This window comes from Pseudomonas sp. p50(2008), assembly GCF_015351605.1.
Classification (GTDB): domain Bacteria; phylum Pseudomonadota; class Gammaproteobacteria; order Pseudomonadales; family Pseudomonadaceae; genus Aquipseudomonas.
On record NZ_JACMYF010000010.1, the window covers coordinates 344,430 to 363,536 of the forward strand.

16 protein-coding genes are annotated in these 19,107 nt (G+C 58.7%); 8 read left to right on the forward strand and 8 right to left on the reverse strand.

Going from position 1 to position 19,107, the window contains the following annotated elements:
• Positions 1 to 151: 151 nt before the first annotated feature.
• Positions 152 to 1,828 carry an MFS transporter gene (locus H7698_RS26820; protein WP_194693357.1) on the reverse strand — a complete coding sequence of 559 codons (1,677 nt, stop codon included), beginning with the start codon at positions 1,826 to 1,828 and terminating at the stop codon, positions 152 to 154.
• A 345-nt stretch (positions 1,829 to 2,173) separates the two neighbouring features.
• On the opposite strand from H7698_RS26820, the gene H7698_RS26825 reads away from it, so the two are divergent.
• The 5 genes from H7698_RS26825 (at position 2,174) to H7698_RS26845 (ending at position 7,678) form a co-directional block, all read left to right on the forward strand.
• Positions 2,174 to 3,484: a flavin-containing monooxygenase gene (locus tag H7698_RS26825; protein ID WP_194693358.1), complete on the forward strand. Its 1,311-nt coding sequence runs from the start codon at positions 2,174 to 2,176 to the stop codon at positions 3,482 to 3,484.
• Positions 3,485 to 3,505: 21 nt separating this feature from the next.
• Positions 3,506 to 3,922: a RidA family protein gene (locus H7698_RS26830; RefSeq protein ID WP_162438487.1), complete on the forward strand. Its 417-nt coding sequence runs from the start codon at positions 3,506 to 3,508 to the stop codon at positions 3,920 to 3,922.
• A 161-nt stretch (positions 3,923 to 4,083) separates the two neighbouring features.
• Positions 4,084 to 4,761: a DUF1028 domain-containing protein gene (locus H7698_RS26835; protein ID WP_194693359.1), complete on the forward strand. Its 678-nt coding sequence runs from the start codon at positions 4,084 to 4,086 to the stop codon at positions 4,759 to 4,761.
• Positions 4,758 to 5,906 carry an acetylornithine deacetylase gene (gene argE, locus H7698_RS26840; protein WP_194693360.1) on the forward strand — a complete coding sequence of 383 codons (1,149 nt, stop codon included), beginning with the start codon at positions 4,758 to 4,760 and terminating at the stop codon, positions 5,904 to 5,906. The genes H7698_RS26835 and argE overlap by 4 nt, the downstream gene beginning before the upstream one ends.
• A gap of 356 nt (positions 5,907 to 6,262) precedes the next feature.
• On the forward strand, positions 6,263 to 7,678 hold the full coding sequence (locus H7698_RS26845) for a purine-cytosine permease family protein (RefSeq protein ID WP_194693361.1): 1,416 nt from the start codon (positions 6,263 to 6,265) through the stop codon (positions 7,676 to 7,678).
• Positions 7,679 to 7,770: 92 nt separating this feature from the next.
• Here the strand turns inward: H7698_RS26845 and H7698_RS26850 are convergent, their stop codons facing one another.
• On the reverse strand, positions 7,771 to 8,643 hold the full coding sequence (locus H7698_RS26850; protein WP_194693362.1) for a DNA/RNA non-specific endonuclease: 873 nt from the start codon (positions 8,641 to 8,643) through the stop codon (positions 7,771 to 7,773).
• 461 nt (positions 8,644 to 9,104) lie between these two features.
• On the opposite strand from H7698_RS26850, the gene H7698_RS26855 reads away from it, so the two are divergent.
• Positions 9,105 to 10,427 (forward strand): DUF1329 domain-containing protein, encoded by a 1,323-nt coding sequence (locus tag H7698_RS26855; protein ID WP_194693363.1) that lies wholly within the window; start codon positions 9,105 to 9,107, stop codon positions 10,425 to 10,427.
• Between the two features lie 412 nt (positions 10,428 to 10,839).
• On the opposite strand, the gene H7698_RS26860 is transcribed toward H7698_RS26855, so the two are convergent.
• Positions 10,840 to 11,817, reverse strand: a complete 978-nt coding sequence (locus H7698_RS26860) for a hypothetical protein (RefSeq protein ID WP_194693364.1) — start codon at positions 11,815 to 11,817, stop codon at positions 10,840 to 10,842.
• Between the two features lie 7 nt (positions 11,818 to 11,824).
• Entirely contained in the window at positions 11,825 to 12,313 is a 489-nt protein-coding gene (locus tag H7698_RS26865) for an Hcp family type VI secretion system effector (RefSeq protein ID WP_194693365.1), read from the reverse strand.
• A gap of 218 nt (positions 12,314 to 12,531) precedes the next feature.
• Between H7698_RS26865 and H7698_RS26870 the strand changes: the two genes are divergently transcribed.
• Together H7698_RS26870 and H7698_RS26875 are read left to right on the forward strand one after the other, a co-directional pair.
• A complete protein-coding gene (locus H7698_RS26870) occupies positions 12,532 to 12,921 on the forward strand; it encodes a VOC family protein (protein WP_194693366.1) in 390 nt (129 codons plus the stop codon).
• A gap of 50 nt (positions 12,922 to 12,971) precedes the next feature.
• On the forward strand, positions 12,972 to 13,190 hold the full coding sequence (locus tag H7698_RS26875; RefSeq protein WP_162438480.1) for a PLD nuclease N-terminal domain-containing protein: 219 nt from the start codon (positions 12,972 to 12,974) through the stop codon (positions 13,188 to 13,190).
• Between the two features lie 404 nt (positions 13,191 to 13,594).
• Here H7698_RS26875 and H7698_RS26880 read toward each other — a convergent pair whose 3' ends face one another.
• The 4 genes from H7698_RS26880 to H7698_RS26895 all read right to left on the reverse strand — a co-directional run bounded on the left by H7698_RS26880 (position 13,595) and on the right by H7698_RS26895 (position 18,977).
• Positions 13,595 to 14,143, reverse strand: coding sequence for a cupin domain-containing protein (locus H7698_RS26880; protein WP_028623608.1), 549 nt, complete (start codon positions 14,141 to 14,143; stop codon positions 13,595 to 13,597).
• 380 nt (positions 14,144 to 14,523) lie between these two features.
• Positions 14,524 to 15,807, reverse strand: a complete 1,284-nt coding sequence (locus tag H7698_RS26885) for an NAD(P)/FAD-dependent oxidoreductase (protein ID WP_162438479.1) — start codon at positions 15,805 to 15,807, stop codon at positions 14,524 to 14,526.
• A gap of 50 nt (positions 15,808 to 15,857) precedes the next feature.
• Positions 15,858 to 17,348 carry an aldehyde dehydrogenase gene (locus tag H7698_RS26890; protein ID WP_194693367.1) on the reverse strand — a complete coding sequence of 497 codons (1,491 nt, stop codon included), beginning with the start codon at positions 17,346 to 17,348 and terminating at the stop codon, positions 15,858 to 15,860.
• Positions 17,349 to 17,600: 252 nt separating this feature from the next.
• Positions 17,601 to 18,977, reverse strand: a complete 1,377-nt coding sequence (locus H7698_RS26895; protein ID WP_162438477.1) for a glutamine synthetase family protein — start codon at positions 18,975 to 18,977, stop codon at positions 17,601 to 17,603.
• Between the last annotated feature and the right edge of the window lie 130 nt (positions 18,978 to 19,107).

Here is a 19,107-nt window from a genome sequence, read left to right on the forward strand (position 1 = left end):
ATGAACGCGGCGTCGATTGGGGTGTTATCTGACTGAAGTCCAGTCATGCCGGGGTGGGCACTGTTTTGAGTGGGGTGGACCGTATTCGTTCATAACGGGGCACCGATCGACGCAGCAGAGGCCCTCTCCCTCGCGAGAGAGGGCCCGGCCGTCAGTCGTTAAGGATGTCCCGGTCCTTGGTTTCCGGCAGGAAGAACGTGCCCAGAATGGCCGTCATCACGGCGATGACAATCGGGTACCACAACCCGTAGTAGATATCCCCCGTCGCCGCGACCATGGCAAACGCCACCGTGGGCAGGAAGCCGCCGAACCAGCCATTGCCGATATGATACGGCAGCGACATCGAGGTGTAACGGATGCGCGTCGGGAACAGCTCCACCAGCCAGGCGGCGATCGGGCCGTACACCATTGTCACGTAGATCACCAGGATGGTCAGGAGCAGCAGCACCATCGGGTAGTTGGTTTTCGCCGGATCGGCTTTCTCTGGATAACCGGCTTCCTTGAGTGCCGCGCCTAACGTGGCCGTGAACGCATCGTTGCGGGTCTTGAAGTCCGCAGCCGGCATGCTGGCGCCATCGAAGCTGGGGATCACCTTGTCGCCGATGCGCACTTGCGCGACTGTCCCTGGCTCAGCCTTCTCGTTTTTGTACGGGATGGCTCGTTTCGCCAGCAAGGTCTTGGCGAGGTCGCAGGAGCTGGTGAATTTGGCCTTGCCCACCGGGTCGAACTGGAATGAGCATTGGTCGGGGTCGGCGATCACCGTGACGGGGTTTCTTTCCTGCGCGACGAACACGTCGGGGTTACCGTATTGGGTCAACGCATGGAAGATCGGGAAATAGGTCAACGCCGCCAGAATACAGCCAGCCATGATGATCCCCTTGCGGCCGATGCGGTCGGACAGGCTGCCGAAGATCACGAAGAACGGCGTGCCAATCAACAGCGAACCCGCGATCAACAGGTTAGCGGTCTGCGCATCGATTTTCAGCGTCTGCAGCAGGAAGAACAGCGCATAGAACTGCCCGGTGTACCAGACCACTGCCTGCCCCGCCGTGCCACCGAGCAATGCCATGATCACGATCTTGAGGTTATCCCAGCGTGCGAAGGACTCGGTCAGCGGTGCCTTGGAGGCTTTGCCTTCGGCCTTCATTTTCAGGAACACCGGCGACTCGCTGAGTTGCAGGCGGATGTACACCGAGACGATCAACAGCAGGATCGACAGCAGGAACGGAATCCGCCAGCCCCAGGCCTCGAACGCTTCGTTGCCGAGTACGGTCCGGCAGGCGAGGATCACCAGCAGCGACAGAAACAGGCCAAGCGTCGCGGTGGTTTGAATCCAGGAAGTGAAATAGCCTCGTTTACCTTTCGGTGCATGTTCGGCCACATACGTCGCCGCACCGCCGTATTCCCCGCCCAACGCCAGGCCTTGCAGCAGCCGCAAGGTGATCAGGATGATTGGCGCCGCGACCCCGATGGTCGCGTATCCCGGCAGGAAACCGACGATGGCCGTGGAGATACCCATGATCACGATCGTGATCAGAAAGGTGTGTTTGCGCCCGATCATGTCCCCCAGCCGACCGAACACGATCGCACCGAAGGGCCTGACGGCGAACCCCGCCGCGAACGCCAGCAGCGCGAAGATGAAAGCCGTTGTCTCGTTGACCCCGGCGAAAAAGTGCTTCGCGATGATCGCGGCCAGTGAGCCATACAGGTAAAAATCGTACCACTCGAACACCGTGCCAAGGGAGGAGGCAAAGATAACCTTGCGCTCCTCCTTGGTGATGCTGTGCTTGGGCGCACTGCCCGTGGTGGTGGTGTCGATTGCGGCCATGAGTGTTCTCCGTCTATCTCTTGTTGTAGGCCGGAGTACCTCACTACCCTCGCCGCACCCAGGCCCTGGGGCTGATGTCATCGGATTACGGACTGCGTAAAGCAAGCGAACAGGCTGACGGCCTCGCATCGCTGCAAGGTTTCCTAAGCATAATCAGGATCGCGCAGTTATCCACTCGACAGGCCGCTCAGCGCCGTTGCGATTGCGATAGAACCGCTCTGCATCAGTTATTTATACTCAAATGCCAGCTTAATAATATTTTACCGATACCAGGGTGATCCCTAGTCTTGAGCCCAAGAGATGGCAGGCCATAACCGCCTGAATCCCACATCGAAGGGTAGAGAGATGACCACTGAAAAAATAAAAACAGACACGCTGATTGTGGGCGCCGGTCAGGCTGGCGTGGCGATGAGCGAGCACCTGAGCAAACTCGGCGTGCCGCACCTGGTGCTGGAGCGCAACCGTATTGCCGAGCGTTGGCGCACCGGGCGCTGGGACTCGTTGGTGGCCAACGGTCCGGCGTGGCACGATCGCTTTCCCGGTCTTGAGTTCGACGACCTCAGCCCCGACGGCTTCGCCCCGAAAGAGCGGGTAGCCGATTACTTCGAAGCGTACGCAAAGAAATTCAACGCCCCCATCCGTACCGGCGTGGATGTACTGAAGGTCGAACGTAATGTGGGTCGTCCGGGCTTCACCATCGAAACCTCCGAGGGCGTGATCGAAGCCAACCGTGTCGTCGCGGCCACCGGGCCGTTCCAACGCCCGGTCATCCCGCCGATCGCGCCGAAAGACGTGCCGCTCCAGCAGATCCATTCCGCTGACTACCGTAATCCTGCGCAGTTGCCCGAAGGTGCCGTGCTGGTGGTCGGCGCAGGTTCATCAGGTGTGCAGATCGCCGATGAACTGCAGCGCGCCGGCAAGAAGGTCTACCTGTCTGTGGGCGCACACGACCGCCCTCCTCGCGCTTATCGCAACCGTGATTTCTGCTGGTGGCTGGGTGTACTCGGCGAGTGGGATCAGGCCGCCATGAAGCCGGGTCGGGAACACGTGACCATTGCGGTCAGTGGTGCTCATGGCGGGCGCACCGTGGACTTCCGGGGCCTGGCCCATCGCGGAATGACGCTGGTCGGGCTGACCCAGGCGTTCAATGGCGCCGTGGCGACCTTCCAGCCGAATCTGGCCGATAACCTGGCGCGCGGTGACGAGAATTACCTGGCGCTGCTGAATGCTGCCGACGCCTACATCGAACGCAATGGCCTGGACCTGCCGGAAGAGCCCGAGGCGCGGCACACGTTCCCGGACCCGGAATGCGTCACTCATCCGATCCTGGAACTCGACCTGGCCAAGGCCGGTGTGACGTCGATCATCTGGGCCACCGGTTTTGCCACGGATTACAGCTGGCTGAAGGTGGATGCCTTCGATGACCACGGAAAACCACAGCATCAGCGCGGCGTCGCCAGCGAGCCAGGCATTTATTTCCTCGGCCTGCCGTGGCAATCCCGTCGGGGTTCTTCGTTCATTTGGGGCGTCTGGCACGACGCCAAATACGTGGCCGATCACATCGCCATCCAGCGTTCGTACCTGGACTACCACGATGCCGCTCAACGTCAGGCCGAGCCACTTGCGGTCACGGCTAAAACGCCGGTCAGTGCTTAATTCTTTCTTCAGGAGCCACACATGTCCACGCCAACCCATACCCGTATTCGCATGTTCAACACCAAGGAAACCTACCCGAACCAGAGCCTGGACAACGACCTTTGCCAGGCCGTGCGCGCCGGCAACACGGTGTATGTCCGTGGCCAGGTCGGGACCGATTTCGAGGGCAAACTGATTGGCCTCGGTGACCCGCGTGCACAGACCGAGCAGGCGATGCGCAACGTCAAGCAGTTGCTGGAAGAGGCTGGCAGCGACTTGAGTCACATTGTCAAAACCACGACCTATTTGATCGATCCGCGTTATCGCGAGCCGGTGTATCAGGAAGTCGGGAAGTGGCTCAAAGGTGTGTTTCCGATTTCGACCGGATTGGTGGTGTCGGCGTTGGGGCAGCCGCAATGGTTGATGGAGATTGATGTGATTGCGGTGATTCCTGAGTAGTCGGGAGGCCCGAGTTGCGGTATCGCGAGCAAGCTCGCTCCCACAGGGCAAGTCGTCGTGCACACATTTTGTGGCCGCTGCCCATCCCTGTGGGAGCGGGCTTGCCCGCGATGGCGCCCTTTCAGACACGCACCCGTCAAGGCTAACCAAGGAATCAAACCATGACCTTCTCCATCGCCGCCCGTTGCCCCGAAACCGGCCAGTTCGGCATCGCCATCAGTTCCTCCAGCATCGCCGTCGGCGCCCGCTGCCCGTGGCTGCTGCCCGGTGTCGGCGCGGTCTCGACGCAGAACATCACCCTGCCCTCCCTCGGCCCGGAAACCCTCGCCCTGATGGAGCAAGGCCTGGCGCCTGCCGAGGCGCAGGACAAGGTGCTGACGCGCAATGGTTACAGCCAGTACCGACAGATCATCGCTATCGACCATCTCGGCCGCACCGCGCATTTCAGCGGCAGCGAGACCTTGGGCAATCACAATGCCGTATCCGGTGAGCAGTGCGTCGCGGCGGGAAACATGCTCGCGGACCGCGCCGTCATCGAAGCGATGGTCAACGCGTTCGAGCAGGGCGAAGGTCAACTGGCCGACCGCTTGCTCGCCGCCATGAAAGCCGCTATTGCAGCAGGCGGTGAAGCCGGACCGGTGCATTCCGCCGCGATGGTAGTGGTCGGTGAGCTGACGTGGCCGATCATTAATCTTCGGGTCGACTGGGCTGATGAACACCCGATTGGCGAACTGGAAAAACTCTGGGACGCCTATCGCCCACAGGTACAGGACTACATCGACCGCGCCCTCGCGCCCGACAAATCCCCAGGCTACGGAGTCGCCGGAGACGATCGATGAGCACCAGCCTCGACTTGCTGAAAACCCTGGTGGCGTTTGATACCACCAGCCGCGAATCAAACCTGCAGCTGATCGAGTTCGTGCGCGATTACCTCGCGGGTTTCGATGTGCCCTGTGAACTGATCTACAACGAACAGCGCAGCAAGGCCAATCTGTTCGCGACCATCGGCCCCGCGCAACGGCCGGGCATTGTCTTGTCCGGGCACACCGATGTGGTGCCGGTCGATGGCCAGCCGTGGACCCTGGCGCCCTTCGCGCTGACCGAGCGTGACGGCAAGTTGTACGGGCGTGGCACGGCGGATATGAAAGGCTACATCGCCTGTGTGCTCGCCCTGGTGCCATCGCTGGTGCGGGCCGACCTGAAAAAGCCGGTGCACATTGCGCTGTCGTACGATGAAGAAGTGGGTTGCCTGGGCGTTCGATCGCTGCTGTCGGAACTTGAAAAACGCCCGGTGAAACCGATGCTCTGCATCATTGGCGAGCCGACCGAGTTGAAGCCGGTGCTGGGCCACAAAGGCAAGCTCGCGATGCGCTGCGATGTTCATGGCGAGGCCTGTCATTCCGCGTATGCGCCGCTCGGGGTCAATGCGATTGAATACGCCGCTGAGTTGATCAGTGAACTGGGCCGGATTGGCCATCGCCTCAAGGCGCCCGAGCATCACGACGTTCGTTTCGATCCGCCTTTCAGTACGGTGCAGACCGGTGTCATTTCCGGCGGGAAGGCGCTGAACATCGTGCCCGCCGATTGCCGCTTCGACTTTGAAATTCGCGCCCTGCCTTCCCATGATCCCAGCGAAGTTGCGCAGCAATTGCAGGCCTTTGCCGAACAGCAAGTGCTGCCTCGCATGCGCGCGGTGAGTGAGCAGAGCGACATACGTTTCAGCGAGTTGTCGGCCTATCCCGGCTTGGCAACTGATGCGCACAGTGAAGCGGCTGAGTTGATTGCTGCATTCTCCGGTTCCCGAGAGTTCGGCACCGTGGCGTTCGGGACAGAGGGTGGTCTATTCGACGCGGCAGGCATACCCACCGTCGTCTGCGGCCCCGGCAGCATGGATCAGGGGCATAAACCGGACGAGTTTGTCAGCCTTGAACAATTGAATGGCTGCGACGCGCTGCTGCAACGGATGCTGCGATCGATCAGCTAACCCAATCCCTGTAGCAGCTGGCGACCCGTGGTGAGGGGATTTATCCCCGTTGGGTCGCGCAGCGGCCCCAAAGTCTTTACGACTGCTGCGCAGCCGAACGGTGATAAATCCCCTCACCACGGGTCGCCAGCTGCTACACGTTGAGCGGTGTTTTAACTTCCCGGTAAGACCTGAGTCGCCCGCTCCCACAGGTTTTTCGGCTACCCGCCGAGCCAGTTTTTTTAACGTCTATACCAACAAAACTACTAATTTATCTCTCTTCCCCCACCGCACATCATCACTCCAACAAGAAAAGCGTCGTTCGCGCGGCGCTCACCGAAGTACGTAAACGTACTCACATTGCCTTGGAGTTCGTCATGGTCACCTCCGCAACAACGTCCGCCCCGCTCATCGAAAAACACACGATTGGATACGTGCCGCCCGAAGATCGCCATGGAAAGACAAGGGACCTGTTCACCCTCTGGTTCGGCGGCAACATCGCGCCGCTGCCCATCGTCACCGGCGCCCTCGGCGTGCAGCTGTTCCACCTGAACCTGGTGTGGGGCATCGTCGCTATCCTCGTGGGTCACCTGGTCGGCGGAGTGCTGATGGCGCTGCACTCGGCCCAAGGCCCGCAGATGGGCATCCCGCAAATGATCCAGAGCCGTGCGCAGTTCGGCTCACTCGGCGCGCTGCTGGTGGTGCTGATCGCCGGCATCATGTACATCGGCTTCTTCGCGTCCAACATCGTCCTTGCCGGCAAGTCCCTGCACGGTGTGGTCGATACCATTCCGGTACCGGTGGGCATCGTCATCGGCGCCGTGGGATCGGGCATCATCGGCATCATCGGCTACCGCTTCATCCACGTGCTCAACCGCATCGGTACCTGGGTACTCGGCGCCGGCATCGTGCTGGGTTTTGGCTACATCTTTACCCACGTGCAGACCGCCGACTTCCTTACCCGCGGCAGCTTCAACATCTCAGGCTGGCTGGCCACCGTATCCCTCGCCGCGCTCTGGCAGATCGCCTTCGCGCCCTATGTCAGCGACTACTCGCGCTACCTGCCGGCGGATGTACCCGTCGCCTCGACCTTCTGGACCACTTACCTGGGCACTGTGCTCGGCTCCAGTCTCTCGTTCATTTTCGGCGCCGTCGCGGTCCTCGCCACGCCGGTCGGCATGGACACCATGGACGCCGTCAAACTCGCCACCGGCTCCATCGGCCCGTTGATGCTGGTGCTGTTTCTGCTCAGCGTCATCAGCCACAACGCGCTTAACCTCTACGGCGCCGTGTTGTCGCTGATCACCTTGGTCCAAACGTTCGCCTACCGCTGGATCCCCACCGCCAAAAGCCGTGCCGTCATCTCGATCATCGTCCTCGCCGGCTGCTGCTTCGCCGCCGTCGGTGCCTCGGCGGATTTCATCGGCCACTTCGTCGACATGGTGCTGGTGTTGCTCGTGGTCCTGGTGCCGTGGACCGCGATCAACCTGATCGACTTCTACGCGATTCACAAAGGCAAGTACGACATCAACTCGATCTTTCAGGTCGATGGCGGAATCTATGGCCGATACAACCCCCAGGCGCTGTTGGCCTATGCGATCGGGATTGTGGTGCAGATTCCATTCATGAATACACCGCTGTATGTGGGGCCGATTTCGGAGCACATCAACGGGGCTGACTTGTCCTGGTTGGTGGGTCTGTTGATCACCTCGCCGCTCTACTATTGGCTGGCAAACCGCGACACGGCTTACAAACGTCGCCTGTCGAGCGGGAAACTGGCTAACGCGTTGTAAGGGAGCGCACGTCGTTTTCCGGCGCAAAAAAACCCGCAGGAAGATGCGGGTTTTTTTGTGCTTCCAAACTGGGAGTGTCCCCCATCAAGCCATCAAGTGCGCCCGACGGAACCCGTAACCGGCAGATTGCCCAGCAATTTGAGCCCGGTACTCTTCACGAACGTGGCGTAGTCCATCGGCTTTTCGATACGGGTTTCAGCGTTCGGCAACACGTAGGCCCAGGCACGTTGGGACGATGCGTCGTAAACCAGCTTGAACAGGCGAGTCGGGACCCAGACCTTGTTGTTGCCGATGGTAGCGTGGCCTTGGTCAAACAACGGGCCGGTAAAGACAAACACATTGCCATCGGCACGCTTCGCAAACTTTCTGACGTCCGATTCGACTTTGCTCCAGATCTTCCGATTGTTGGTCGGGTCCTGCGGCACCATGTTCGACAGCGCGAAGGATTGGGCCATGGCATTAGGGCTCGGTGCATCGGCCGCCGGCGATTGGTGCCCACGGTCCACGGCCGGGTGCTGGCTGCGATAGTCGCTCAACTCTGCCCGCCCACTCTTGGGGATGCGCGGGTCCGGGTAGAACTGGTTGGTGCGCTCCTCGCCTTTGGCGTCCTGCAACAGAGCTGAATTGAGGCGTTCGACAACGACCATCGGCGTCTTGCTGGTTTGCGAGTACAGCACCGCGAAGTTGTCGGAACACAGGGCCAGGGGTTTCATGGTGGCAGGCACAGTGGCGAGATTGATCGGTTTCGCCGCCGGAAACAGGTCTGCACAGCCATCAAACGAGGCCTGTTTCTGTTTGCTTGAATAGAGGTCCTGCGCCGAGTTCTTGTTGATCGAACCCGAACGGGGCGTGTGTTGCTGGTGCTCGGCGGGCGGTTTCAGGAGATCAAACAGGCTGCGGGCTTGCGCGCCGTTCGAGAGCAAAACAAGGGCCGACAGCCCTACTGCAATTTTGCGAAGGTTCATGCTTTAAATTCTTTGTATTGAATAGAGGAAAAACGTGCGGCGAGTCCCGATGCACGCAGACTCATTGAGGCAGTGGCTAGTTACATTGCGGCGAGCATCCTTTCACTTTCCTTGATCAAACCATCGAAGTAGAACCGGTCGGCTCCAGGTCGGAGGACCGCTGACGATGTGCGGGAATTATTGACCGTGACAAGTCACTTTAGTGCTGAGGTGCATCTGCACGTTGTTCGCCAAGTTTGACGCTTCACCGTTTCTGGTCCCGCGTGGGTCTTGGGCCAGGAAGCATTGTCATCAATAGCGAAGCGACTGTCGTCGAATGAAAAGCACCCATGATTTATGGGCTCTTTAATGTCAGCAATAAAAAAGCTTCTGGCGATTCAGCCAGCCGCACTTGAACCAACGAACGCGTCTGCTGCATCTGAGTGACGCGTCTGCGAGTGCCCAAGCAAGAGAATAACAATATGAAATTCGTGAAAAGTCTTCTCGCTGCGTCAATGCTTATGACGCTTGCCATCGATGCCCAGGCCTCCGTATCGAGTCAGGAAGCCGCACAACTGGGCACCAACCTCACTTTGGTGGGCGCTGAAAAAGCCGGTAACGCCGACGGCTCCATTCCGCCCTACAGCGGTGGCTTGATCACTGCCCCTTCCAGTTTCAAAGCCGGCGACACCATGCGCCCGGATCCTTACGCCGACGAAAAGCCGCTGCTGGTAATCAATGGCAAGAACGTCGATCAGTACAAGAACCTGCTCTCGGCCACCTCGGTGGCGTTGGCCAAGCGCTTCCCCGGTTACCGCATCGACGTATACCCGACCCACCGCACCGCCGCGCTGCCTCAATCGGTGCTCAACAACAGCCGCCGCAATGCCACCGGCGCCCAATCCCTCGAAGGCGGTTTAGCCATCGACAACGTATTGCCCGGCGTGCCGTTCCCCATCCCGAAATCGGGTGCCGAGGCGATGTGGAATTTCCTGCTGCGCTACCAGGGCGTGAATATCCATTCCAAGTACGACTCCTGGAACGTCGACTCGGCGGGCGTGGCAAGCCTGGCGATCACCGGCGAGGCTTTCATCTCCTTCCCGATTTACGAACACCTGTCGAAGCCCTTCAACAACTCCGACATCTACCATCAGATGAAACTGTCCTATACCGGACCGGCGCGGCGAGCCGGCGAGTCGATCATGCTCAAGAACGCCACCAACCCGTTGCACTTTCCCGGCCGCGCCTGGCAGTACCTGCCGGCCCAGCGCCGCGTCAAACAGATTTCGGTCCTGGCCTACGACACCCCCAACCCCGGCACCGCCCGCGCGCTGGAACTGTATGACTGGACGCTGGTGGGCAAGCAGGAAATGATCGTGCCCTACAACACCTACAAGCTGACCTACGCGCGGGATGCCAAGTCGCTGACCACGCCCAATTACCTCTCGCCGGACTTCGTGCGCTGGGAAAAACACCGCGTCTACGTCGTCGAGGGCAACCTCAAGTCGGGCTCAAAACACATCTACCAGAAACGCCGTTTTTACCTGGATGAAGACAGCTGGGCCGCATTGGCGTCCGATCAGTACGACGCGAGCGGTCAGCTCTACCGTGGCTCCTTCGCGTTCCTTAGCCAAAGCTATGACCAGCAAGTCCCGGATGCCACCCCGTTCATGACCTACGACCTGTCGCGCGGCAGCTACAACATCAATGGCGTGGTTGGCCCGCATGGCGGGATTCGGTATATCGAGCCGCTGTCGACGGCGCAATGGGTGCCGGAGTCGATGGCGGGGGCGGGTGTTCGGTAGGTTTCAGTTGGTGGGAGGATGGCTTTTACTGAAACTGATTCCTCAGTGTTTGCTCAGCCTCTAGGATCAAAGAGCATCAATGCTACAGCAGACAAAAGAAGCATCATCCATGCACTTACCAAGATCCTTTTCAATGGTTTCGGAAAGCTTTTTACCTGATCAACGTCGACTCCGCCTTTCCTGCCCATCAGTTCAGGCATCAGCAACACGAATACAATAAAACCTGTCCTAATTACCTTACCTATAAACCCCAAGCCCGATAATGTGTCTCTATGATATTTAACGAAAGGGCTATTCGATAGGAGAGACTCGATCCGTGAGGTGTACGCGTGCGCGAGATAGAAAACAAAAAACAACGAAAATGCCATTGGTAAAAATATAACTACCAATATCAGACCTGGTTCCTCATGACTCACTGTTCTACTGCCCTGTATAGATACTCACCAAATTTTTCTCCACCGGCCCCGCCTTGTTCGCCACCCACATATCCACCTATCGCCCCACCTACGACAACACAGACTAGAGCCCCCGGCCCTCCAGTAACAATCCCTAATGCCACAAAACAACCCCCAAGAGCAATCGCGCCTCCAATGGAGCCGCCCATAGCGCTCCCCATTAGACCTCCAACTAATGAGCCACCGCTTACATACTTGGCCTTTGTACATTCGTTTTCCCGCCCGGTCATACAGGCATTTCTGATCTCTAGGCCGGAGGAAGCAACCGCTAGTGCAGTGCCGATATAAGTACCGCTTTTAATTAATTTCGCAGCCTTGGCCACGCCGTCGACTTTTTCCGCATAGCCGGCAATCTCCCCGGTATGCAAAAAGCTCTTGGTCGAAATTCCCAGCATTCGTTTTATCGAGCTTTGATAACGAAGTCCTGAGCCATACGACGCTGCTCTGGCAAGCTGCTGATCCAGCTTGCCGAAAACGATCGCGCGTTCGGCTATAAACTTTTTCCTGGCAGCCAATGATTCAGTGCGCAAAAACTCCTTGTGTAGCGCCTCGATCTCTTCCAGGGTTTTCCCTATGGCCGCCATATGCCTGCTCCACCCATCACTGACGACACCCGCGCCAATTGAGCTGTATTTGAGCACCTCTTTCAGCAGCTCGAAGTTATCCAGAAAAAAGTCGTCTGCATCGACCTGATTGATTAACAAACCAATGTGGATGTCCCGTGCCTTTGCCATCAAGTACGCTTCCTGGCTCGTACAAGATGCAGTGGACGAATCGCCGATGATCACGAGCTCGCCAGCCAACACTACAGTGTTGGCAATATGCCCATTGAGTACATCGAATTTGCTGTTAGAGGCCCCCGTCAGTCGCAATTGAGTTTTCAGCGCTTGATAGGTTTGTGTCTGTGAATTGATAAACGCTAGAGGCTCTGCCATTTCAGCCTCACGAGTATTTTTTGTTGCTGATACGATCCCAGCCACCCGCGATGTTGCCGCCACCGGCACCGTCGCTGCGTTTTTGCTGGGTGTAGATGGTTTTGATGCGGCCGTAATTCAGTTGCACGACTTCTACGGGAATGCCGGCAGAGGCATTTTGCGTGTAGTCGGAAATGATGACCTCTTCGAGGATGATCTCGAAGTATTTGACCTTGTCGCCCCCCGCACGGCTCAGCACCAGACTGACCTCCTTCAGATGCTCCCCGGCACAGCTCGCCTCCATCAGTTTGCAGCTGGATTTGTCCAGTAGTTTGGTGAACGTGAAGTTGCTTAACGTCGTCCGGCCAGAGCCTGCACCGCCACTGGAACTGGCCGTTGCGGAAGTGCTTTGATGGGTGCCGAAGCTGTAGCCGTTGACCTCGATCCAGTCGCGGTACTTTTCATCCAGTGCCTCGCCGGGGATCCCTTCGATTTTCACAAATGCGTCAAACGCCATGCTTCCTCTCCTTGATGATGGATTTGCTTTCATCTATTGAGGAGGAAATGTACGGCGCCTCAAACAGGCGATGGGCTTATTGAATGGCTTCAGAAACACAGAATCAGACCGATCCCATCCCGCTTCCGGCCCAGCCTGTAAGACATTTCCTAGAAACCAGACTTGCGACGCAATCTGCTACATTCATGCCCCAATTTCTCAACGAGGAATGTTTGCCCATGAAATTCGGCTATCTGATCATCTACGTCTCCGACGTTCCCGCTTCACTGCAATTCTTCGAAACCGCATTCGGCCTCACCACCCGCTTCCTGCACGAATCCAACACCTACGGCGAACTCGAAACCGGTGAAACCGCCCTGGCCTTCGCCGCCGATGAGCTCGCTGCCATGAATTTTAGTGGCGGTCACGTCGCGGCCCACAGCTCGGTCAAACCACTGGGCATGGAAGTAGGCCTCGTCACCGAAGACGTCACCACCGCTCACGCCAAAGCGCTGAGTGTCGGCGCCACGGAAATATCCGCCCCGCTGGTCAAACCCTGGGGTCAAACCGTGTCCTACGTCCGATGCCCGGATGGCACGCTAGTGGAACTTTGCACACCGATAAAATGAACCCCGCGCGCCGTTGCCCACCTAACGAAAGGACTATCAGGAGGTGGCTAATGCAAATCGAAACGATCTGGATCGTACTCGCGGCAATTCTTGTGCTGGTCGAGTTGTGGGCGATTAATCGGGTGCGTAAAGCCGAGGGGAAATCGAGCAACAAACTGGTATGGATAGTGGTGATCGTGTTTGTACCGCTGTTTGGACTTGTGGCGTGGGCGCTGGCAGGGCCGAAGCACACGGCTCAGAATCCGCATTCGCCGCAGGCCAGGCAGTAGCGCAGGACGGACTGGCCTTAGTACCAGGATTTCAAAATCTTCATAAAACAAAGCCCCGAATTGTCGGGGCTTTGTTGTTTCTGGCGGCCCGATACTTGATATGCGGGCGGTCGTAGGCTGAGTTCTTCTAATTTTCCGTTCTGAAAATCTTGTAGAAAACTGCTCATTGTGGAGAAGGAACTTGCTCCAGCTGGGCGGCGAAGTCGCCCCAAATCCCGTCGAATTGATCAATAACTCGCAAATCTGTCGCAGCGGCGACGCCTGCATTGGCTCCGGGGTCGCTCTCGACCGCTGCGGTCATAAAACGCGGACGTTGCGTATCAGACGAACCGTGTGGCGTGGGTTTACGACTGCTTCGCAGCCGGACGCAGGCTTCGCCAGCTGCTACAGGGGGGAGACTGAGATTAGAAGTTAGCCGGGGTGTTGGCGCTGATGATTTCCGCCTCATCCTGTCCGATGTTGCGAAACCGATGTGGCAGCGTTGTCGGGAAGTAGTAGCCATCACCCGCATTGAGCACGCTGATCTGGCCGTCTACCGTCAACTCCACAGTGCCTCGCGTAACCAGCCCACACTCCTCGCCTTCCGAGTGCACGATCGGCTCTTCCCCAGAGCTCGCCCCAGGCGCGTATTGCTCGCGCAACAATCGCATCTGTCGACTCGGCACCGAAGCTCCAATCAGTAGCAACCGCAGGCCATGGCGGCCGAGGTCCGGCTGTTCGTTGGCGCGGAATACGTACTGATGTTCACGGGGCGGCTGATCGAAGGTGAAGAAGTCCGCCAAAGACATGGGAATGCCTTCGAGCAGTTTTTTCAGGGAACTGACGGAGGGACTGACGCGATTTTGTTCGATCAGGGAGATGGTGGCATTGGTGACGCCGCTACGCCGGGCCAGCTCGCGCTGGGAGAGTTTGTAGCTTTCGCGTACTAGTTTGAGTCGTGAGCCCGTGTCCATGACAGCCTTATGCGAAGAAAACTTAAGGGTTATGGGGGTGGATGGCGGGCGACTTTTGGCCGCGAAAGTACCGCTTCCCTGTCCCGGAAATTTGAAAGTCGGGTATTAAATCACGTTTGGTGGAGTTGCTCAGCAGGTTCGATGAATGGGTGGGTGAAATGGCTGTCACTGGGTGTCAGTCGGGATTGATGGAGGCTGGTATGGCCTCTTCGCGAGCAGGCTCACTCCTACAGTTTGGTCCCGGTTGGCCGTGGATTTTTTGCTCAAACTGGATCTCTGTGGGAGCTAGCCTGCTAGCGATGGCGGTGTGTCAGGCGACATTGTTAGCGACTGACAGGGCCTCATCGCGAGCAGGCTCGCTCCTACAGGGATTGTGTCGCTTAGATCCCGAATCGATCGCGCAGCGCGTAGTACGCGGCGCCCATGGCGGTGAGCGGGGCCTGGAAGGTGCGGCCGCCGATCATTGGCATGTGCGGCAACGATGCGAAAGCATCGAAGCGTTCGGCGTCGCCGCGGATCATTTCGCTGATCAGTTTGCCGGCCAGGTGCGAGCAGGTGACGCCGTGGCCGCTGTAACCTTGCATGTAGTAGGCGTTTTTCTCGATACGGCCGAATTGCGGCATGCGCGACATGGTCAGCAGGAAGTTGCCGGTCCAGCGGTAATCGATTTTCACGTCTTTGAGTTGCGGGAAGGTCTTGAGGATCTTCGGCTTGATCAGTTGTTCGATGTCGTCCGGTTCACGGGCGCCATAGACCACGCCGCCGCCGTACAGCAGGCGGTTGTCGGCGGTGAGGCGGTAGTAGTCGAGCAAGTAGTTGCAGTCTTCGACGCAGTAGTTGTTTTTGATCAGGCTGCGCGCAACCTTTTCGGACAACGGTTCGGTGACGACGATCTGCGAACCGCACGGCATGCTTTTACGCGTGACGCGGCTGTCGAGGTCTTGCGGCAGGTAGGCGTTTCCGGCGATCAGCAGGTATTTGGCGCGGACCACGCCTTTGGCGGTGCGTACGGTAATCGGCTCGCCGTAGGTGATTTCCACTGCGGCCGATTGTTCGTAGATCTTGCCACCCAGGCCGATGATGGCCGAGGCCTCACCGAGGGCCAGGTTCAGCGGATGGATGTGGCCGCCCTGCATGTCGAGCAGGCCGCCGACGTAGTTGTCGCAACCAACTTCGCGCTTGATGTCGGCCGCGTCGAGCATTCTAAGGTTCTTGTTGCCGTAGCGTTCCCAGCTGCTTTTCTGCTCGGCCAGGCCTTTGAGCTGCTTTTTGTTCAGCGCAGCAAAAATGCCACCGGGCTTGTAGTCGCACTGAATGTCGTAGTGCTGTATGCGCTGACGAATGATGTCCGCGCCTTCGAAGATCATGCTGCCGAGTACTTCGGCGGTTTTGTCGCCGTAGCGCTCTTCGATCACATCGACGTCGCGGCTATAGGAGTTGACCAGTTGACCGCCGTTGCGACCGCTGGCACCAAAACCGACTTTGGCGGCTTCGAGTACGGTGACGCTGTAGCCGGCTTCGGCCAGGAACAGGGCCGAGGACAGGCCAGTGTAGCCAGCGCCGATGATGCAGACGTCGCAGTCCACAGCCTGTTCCAGCACCGGAAAATCACCGGTGAAGTTGCGGGTGGCGGCGTAGTAGCTGTTTACATGGGTTTGTTTCATAGGTTTCTCCGAAGGTCGCAGGCACGCCTGCGACCGCCGTTGTAGAAGTATTAGAGCTTGATCCAGGTCGCTTTGAGTTCGGTGTATTTATCGAACGCGTGCAGCGATTTGTCCCGTCCGTTACCCGACTGCTTGTACCCGCCGAACGGCGCGGTCATGTCGCCGCCGTCGTACTGGTTGACCCAGACACTGCCGGCGCGCAAACCACGTGCGAAGGTGTGAGCCTTGCTCAGGTTGCTGGTCCAGACGCCGGCGGCCAGACCGAAGACGCTGTCGTTGGCGATGGTCAGGGCTTCTTCAACCGTGTCGAAGGTGATCAGCGACAACACCGGGCCGAAAATTTCTTCACGGGCGATGGTCATGGCGTTGGTCACACCGTCGAAAATGGCCGGTTCCACGTAAAGGCCGCCGGTGTCTTCGAGGGTTCGGCTGCCGCCCGCGATCAGCTGCGCGCCCTGGTCTTTGCCGACCTGGATATAACGCAACACGTTGTCCAGCTGACGCTGATCGACGACCGCACCGACCGTGGTGTCCGGGTCCAGAGCGTGCCCCGGTTTCCAGGCTTGCAACGCTTCCACCAGAAGCGGAATGAACTGCTCGCGAATCGAACGCTCCACCAGCAAACGCGAGCCGGCGGTACAGACTTCGCCCTGGTTGAAGGCGATGGCGCCGGCTGCGGCTTGTGCCGCCGCGCGCAAATCCGGCGCGTCGGCGAACACCACGTTCGGGCTCTTCCCCCCTGCTTCGAGCCAGACGCGTTTCATGTTGCTTTGGCCGGCGTAGATCAGCAGTTGCTTGGCAATCGCGGTCGAGCCGGTGAACGCCAGTACATCGACGTCCATGTGCAACGCCAGTGCCTTGCCGACGGTGTGACCGAAGCCTGGCAGCACGTTGAATACGCCTCTCGGGATGCCGGCATCCAGCGCAAGCTGGGCGATGCGAATAGCCGTCAGTGGCGACTTTTCCGAAGGCTTGAGGATGAACGAGTTACCGGCCGCCAGGGCAGGAGCGAACTTCCAGCTGGCCATGATCAACGGGAAGTTCCACGGCACGATGGCGGCGACCACACCCGCCGGCTCGCGGGTGATCAGGCCGAGCTGATCGTGGGGCGTGGCGGCGACTTCGTCGTAGATCTTGTCGATGGCTTCGGCGCTCCAGCGGATCGCGTTGGCGGTCGCCGGGATGTCGATGTTCATCGAGTCGTTGATCGGCTTGCCCATGTCGAGGGTTTCGAGCAAGGCGAGTTCTTCCTGGTTGGCCAGGATGAGGTCGGCGAAGCGGATCAGGATGCGCTTGCGTTCGGCCGGGGCGAGATTGGCCCAAATGCCGGATTCGAAGGTGCGGCGTGCGACGGCGACTGCTGCGTTGGCGTCGGCTTCGTCAGTGCTCGCGACGTTGGCCAGGAAACGGCCGTCGACCGGGCTGGTGCATTCGAAAGTGTCACCGCTGAGTGCCGGGCGGTATTGGCCGTCGATGAAGGCGCGGCTTTCTATGGTTAGGGACTGGAAGCGTTGCTCCCAGTCGCTGCGAGTGTTTGTCATTGTTGTGACTCGACGCAGGGGAATAAGTATTTGTTGGATTGAAGCCAGCCAGTGAAGAAGTCTCAGCCGTAGCGCGTTCTTTTGTAGCAGCTGGCGTAGCCTGCGTTCGGCTGCGAAGCAGTCGTGAAATCAGGCAATGCGGTGCTTCAGAAAAGCCCAGCACTCAGGTTTTACGACTGCTGCGCAGCCGAACGCAGGCTGCGCCAGCTGCTACAGATTTCGTTGCCGCCTAGCTGACTGGTGTCAGCCCCGTTAAACGGTGTGCAAGTACCAGTTGTACTCAAGGTCCGAGATGGAGTTCTCGAACTCGGCCAGCTCGCTTTCCTTGCACGCGACGAACACGTCGATGTACAGCGGGTCGATGTATTTGGCCATGACTTCGCTGTCGTCCAGCTCGCGCAGTGCGTCGCGCAGGTTGTTTGGCAGGCTCTGTTCGTTCTGCTCGTAGCTGTTGCCTTCCACCGGTGGGCCCGGCTCGATTTCGTTGGTCAGGCCGTGGTGAATACCGGCCAGGACCGACGCCATCAGCAAGTACGGGTTGGCGTCGGCACCGGCAACGCGGTGTTCGATGCGCACGGCGTCCGGCGAACCGTTTGGCACGCGCACGGCCACGGTCCGGTTATCGATGCCCCAGCTTGGCGAGTTCGGCACGTAGAACTGCGCGCCAAAGCGGCGGTACGAGTTGACGTTCGGGCACAGGAACGCCATCTGCGCCGGCAGGGTCTCGAGCACACCGCCGATCGCGTGTCGCAGCGCGGCGTTCTGCTCGGGATCCTCGCTGGCGAAGATGTTGTTGCCTTCTTTGTCGAGAATCGAAATGTGCACGTGCAGACCATTGCCCGCCTGGCCCGGATACGGCTTGGCCATGAAGGTGGTGTCCATCTCGTGGTCGTAGGCGATGTTCTTCACCAGACGCTTGAGCAACACCGCGTAGTCGCAGGCCTTTATAGGGTCGGAGACGTGGTGCAGGTTCACTTCGAATTGCGCCGGGGCGCTTTCCTTGACGATGGCGTCCGCAGGAATGCCCTGCTCTTTCGCGCCTTCGAGGATGTCTTGCAGGCAGTCGACGTATTCGTCCAGGTCGTCGATCAGGTACACCTGAGTCGACATCGGACGCTTGCCCGACACCGGCGAACGTGGCGATTGCGGACGACCGTTCACATTGTCCTGGTCGATCAGATAGAACTCGAGTTCAAACGCGGCGCAGATGGTCAGGCCCATGTCATCGAACTTGCTCACGACCTGACGCAGTACTTCGCGAGGGTCAGCGAAGAACGGTTGGCCTTCCAGTTCGTGCATGGTCATTAACAGTTGCGCGGTTGGGCGCTTCTGCCAAGGCTCGATGCTGAGGGTATTGGGGATGGGGTAGCAGATTCGATCGGAGTCGCCGATGTCCAGACCCAGGCCGGTGCTTTCCACCGTTGAACCGTTGATGTCCAGGGCGAAGAGCGACGCCGGAAGGTTGATGCCTTTTTCGTAAACCTTATGAAGACTGGTGCGTTCGATGCGCTTGCCGCGCACCACACCGTTCATATCCGCAATCAGAAGGTCGACGTACAAAACCTCAGGATATTTCTTAAGGAATGCGTTTGCTTCGTTGAGTTGAACGGTACGCAGAGGGACCGACATGATGCACCTATTAGCTGTTAATTATTATGTTCACTGCCTTGTTGCGAGCTCAGTCAATCCGAAAGGCAAAGTGAAGTCAATAGCGAACACTTGGCCTTTCAACCTTTATTTTCGGGCCTTTAATGGGGAC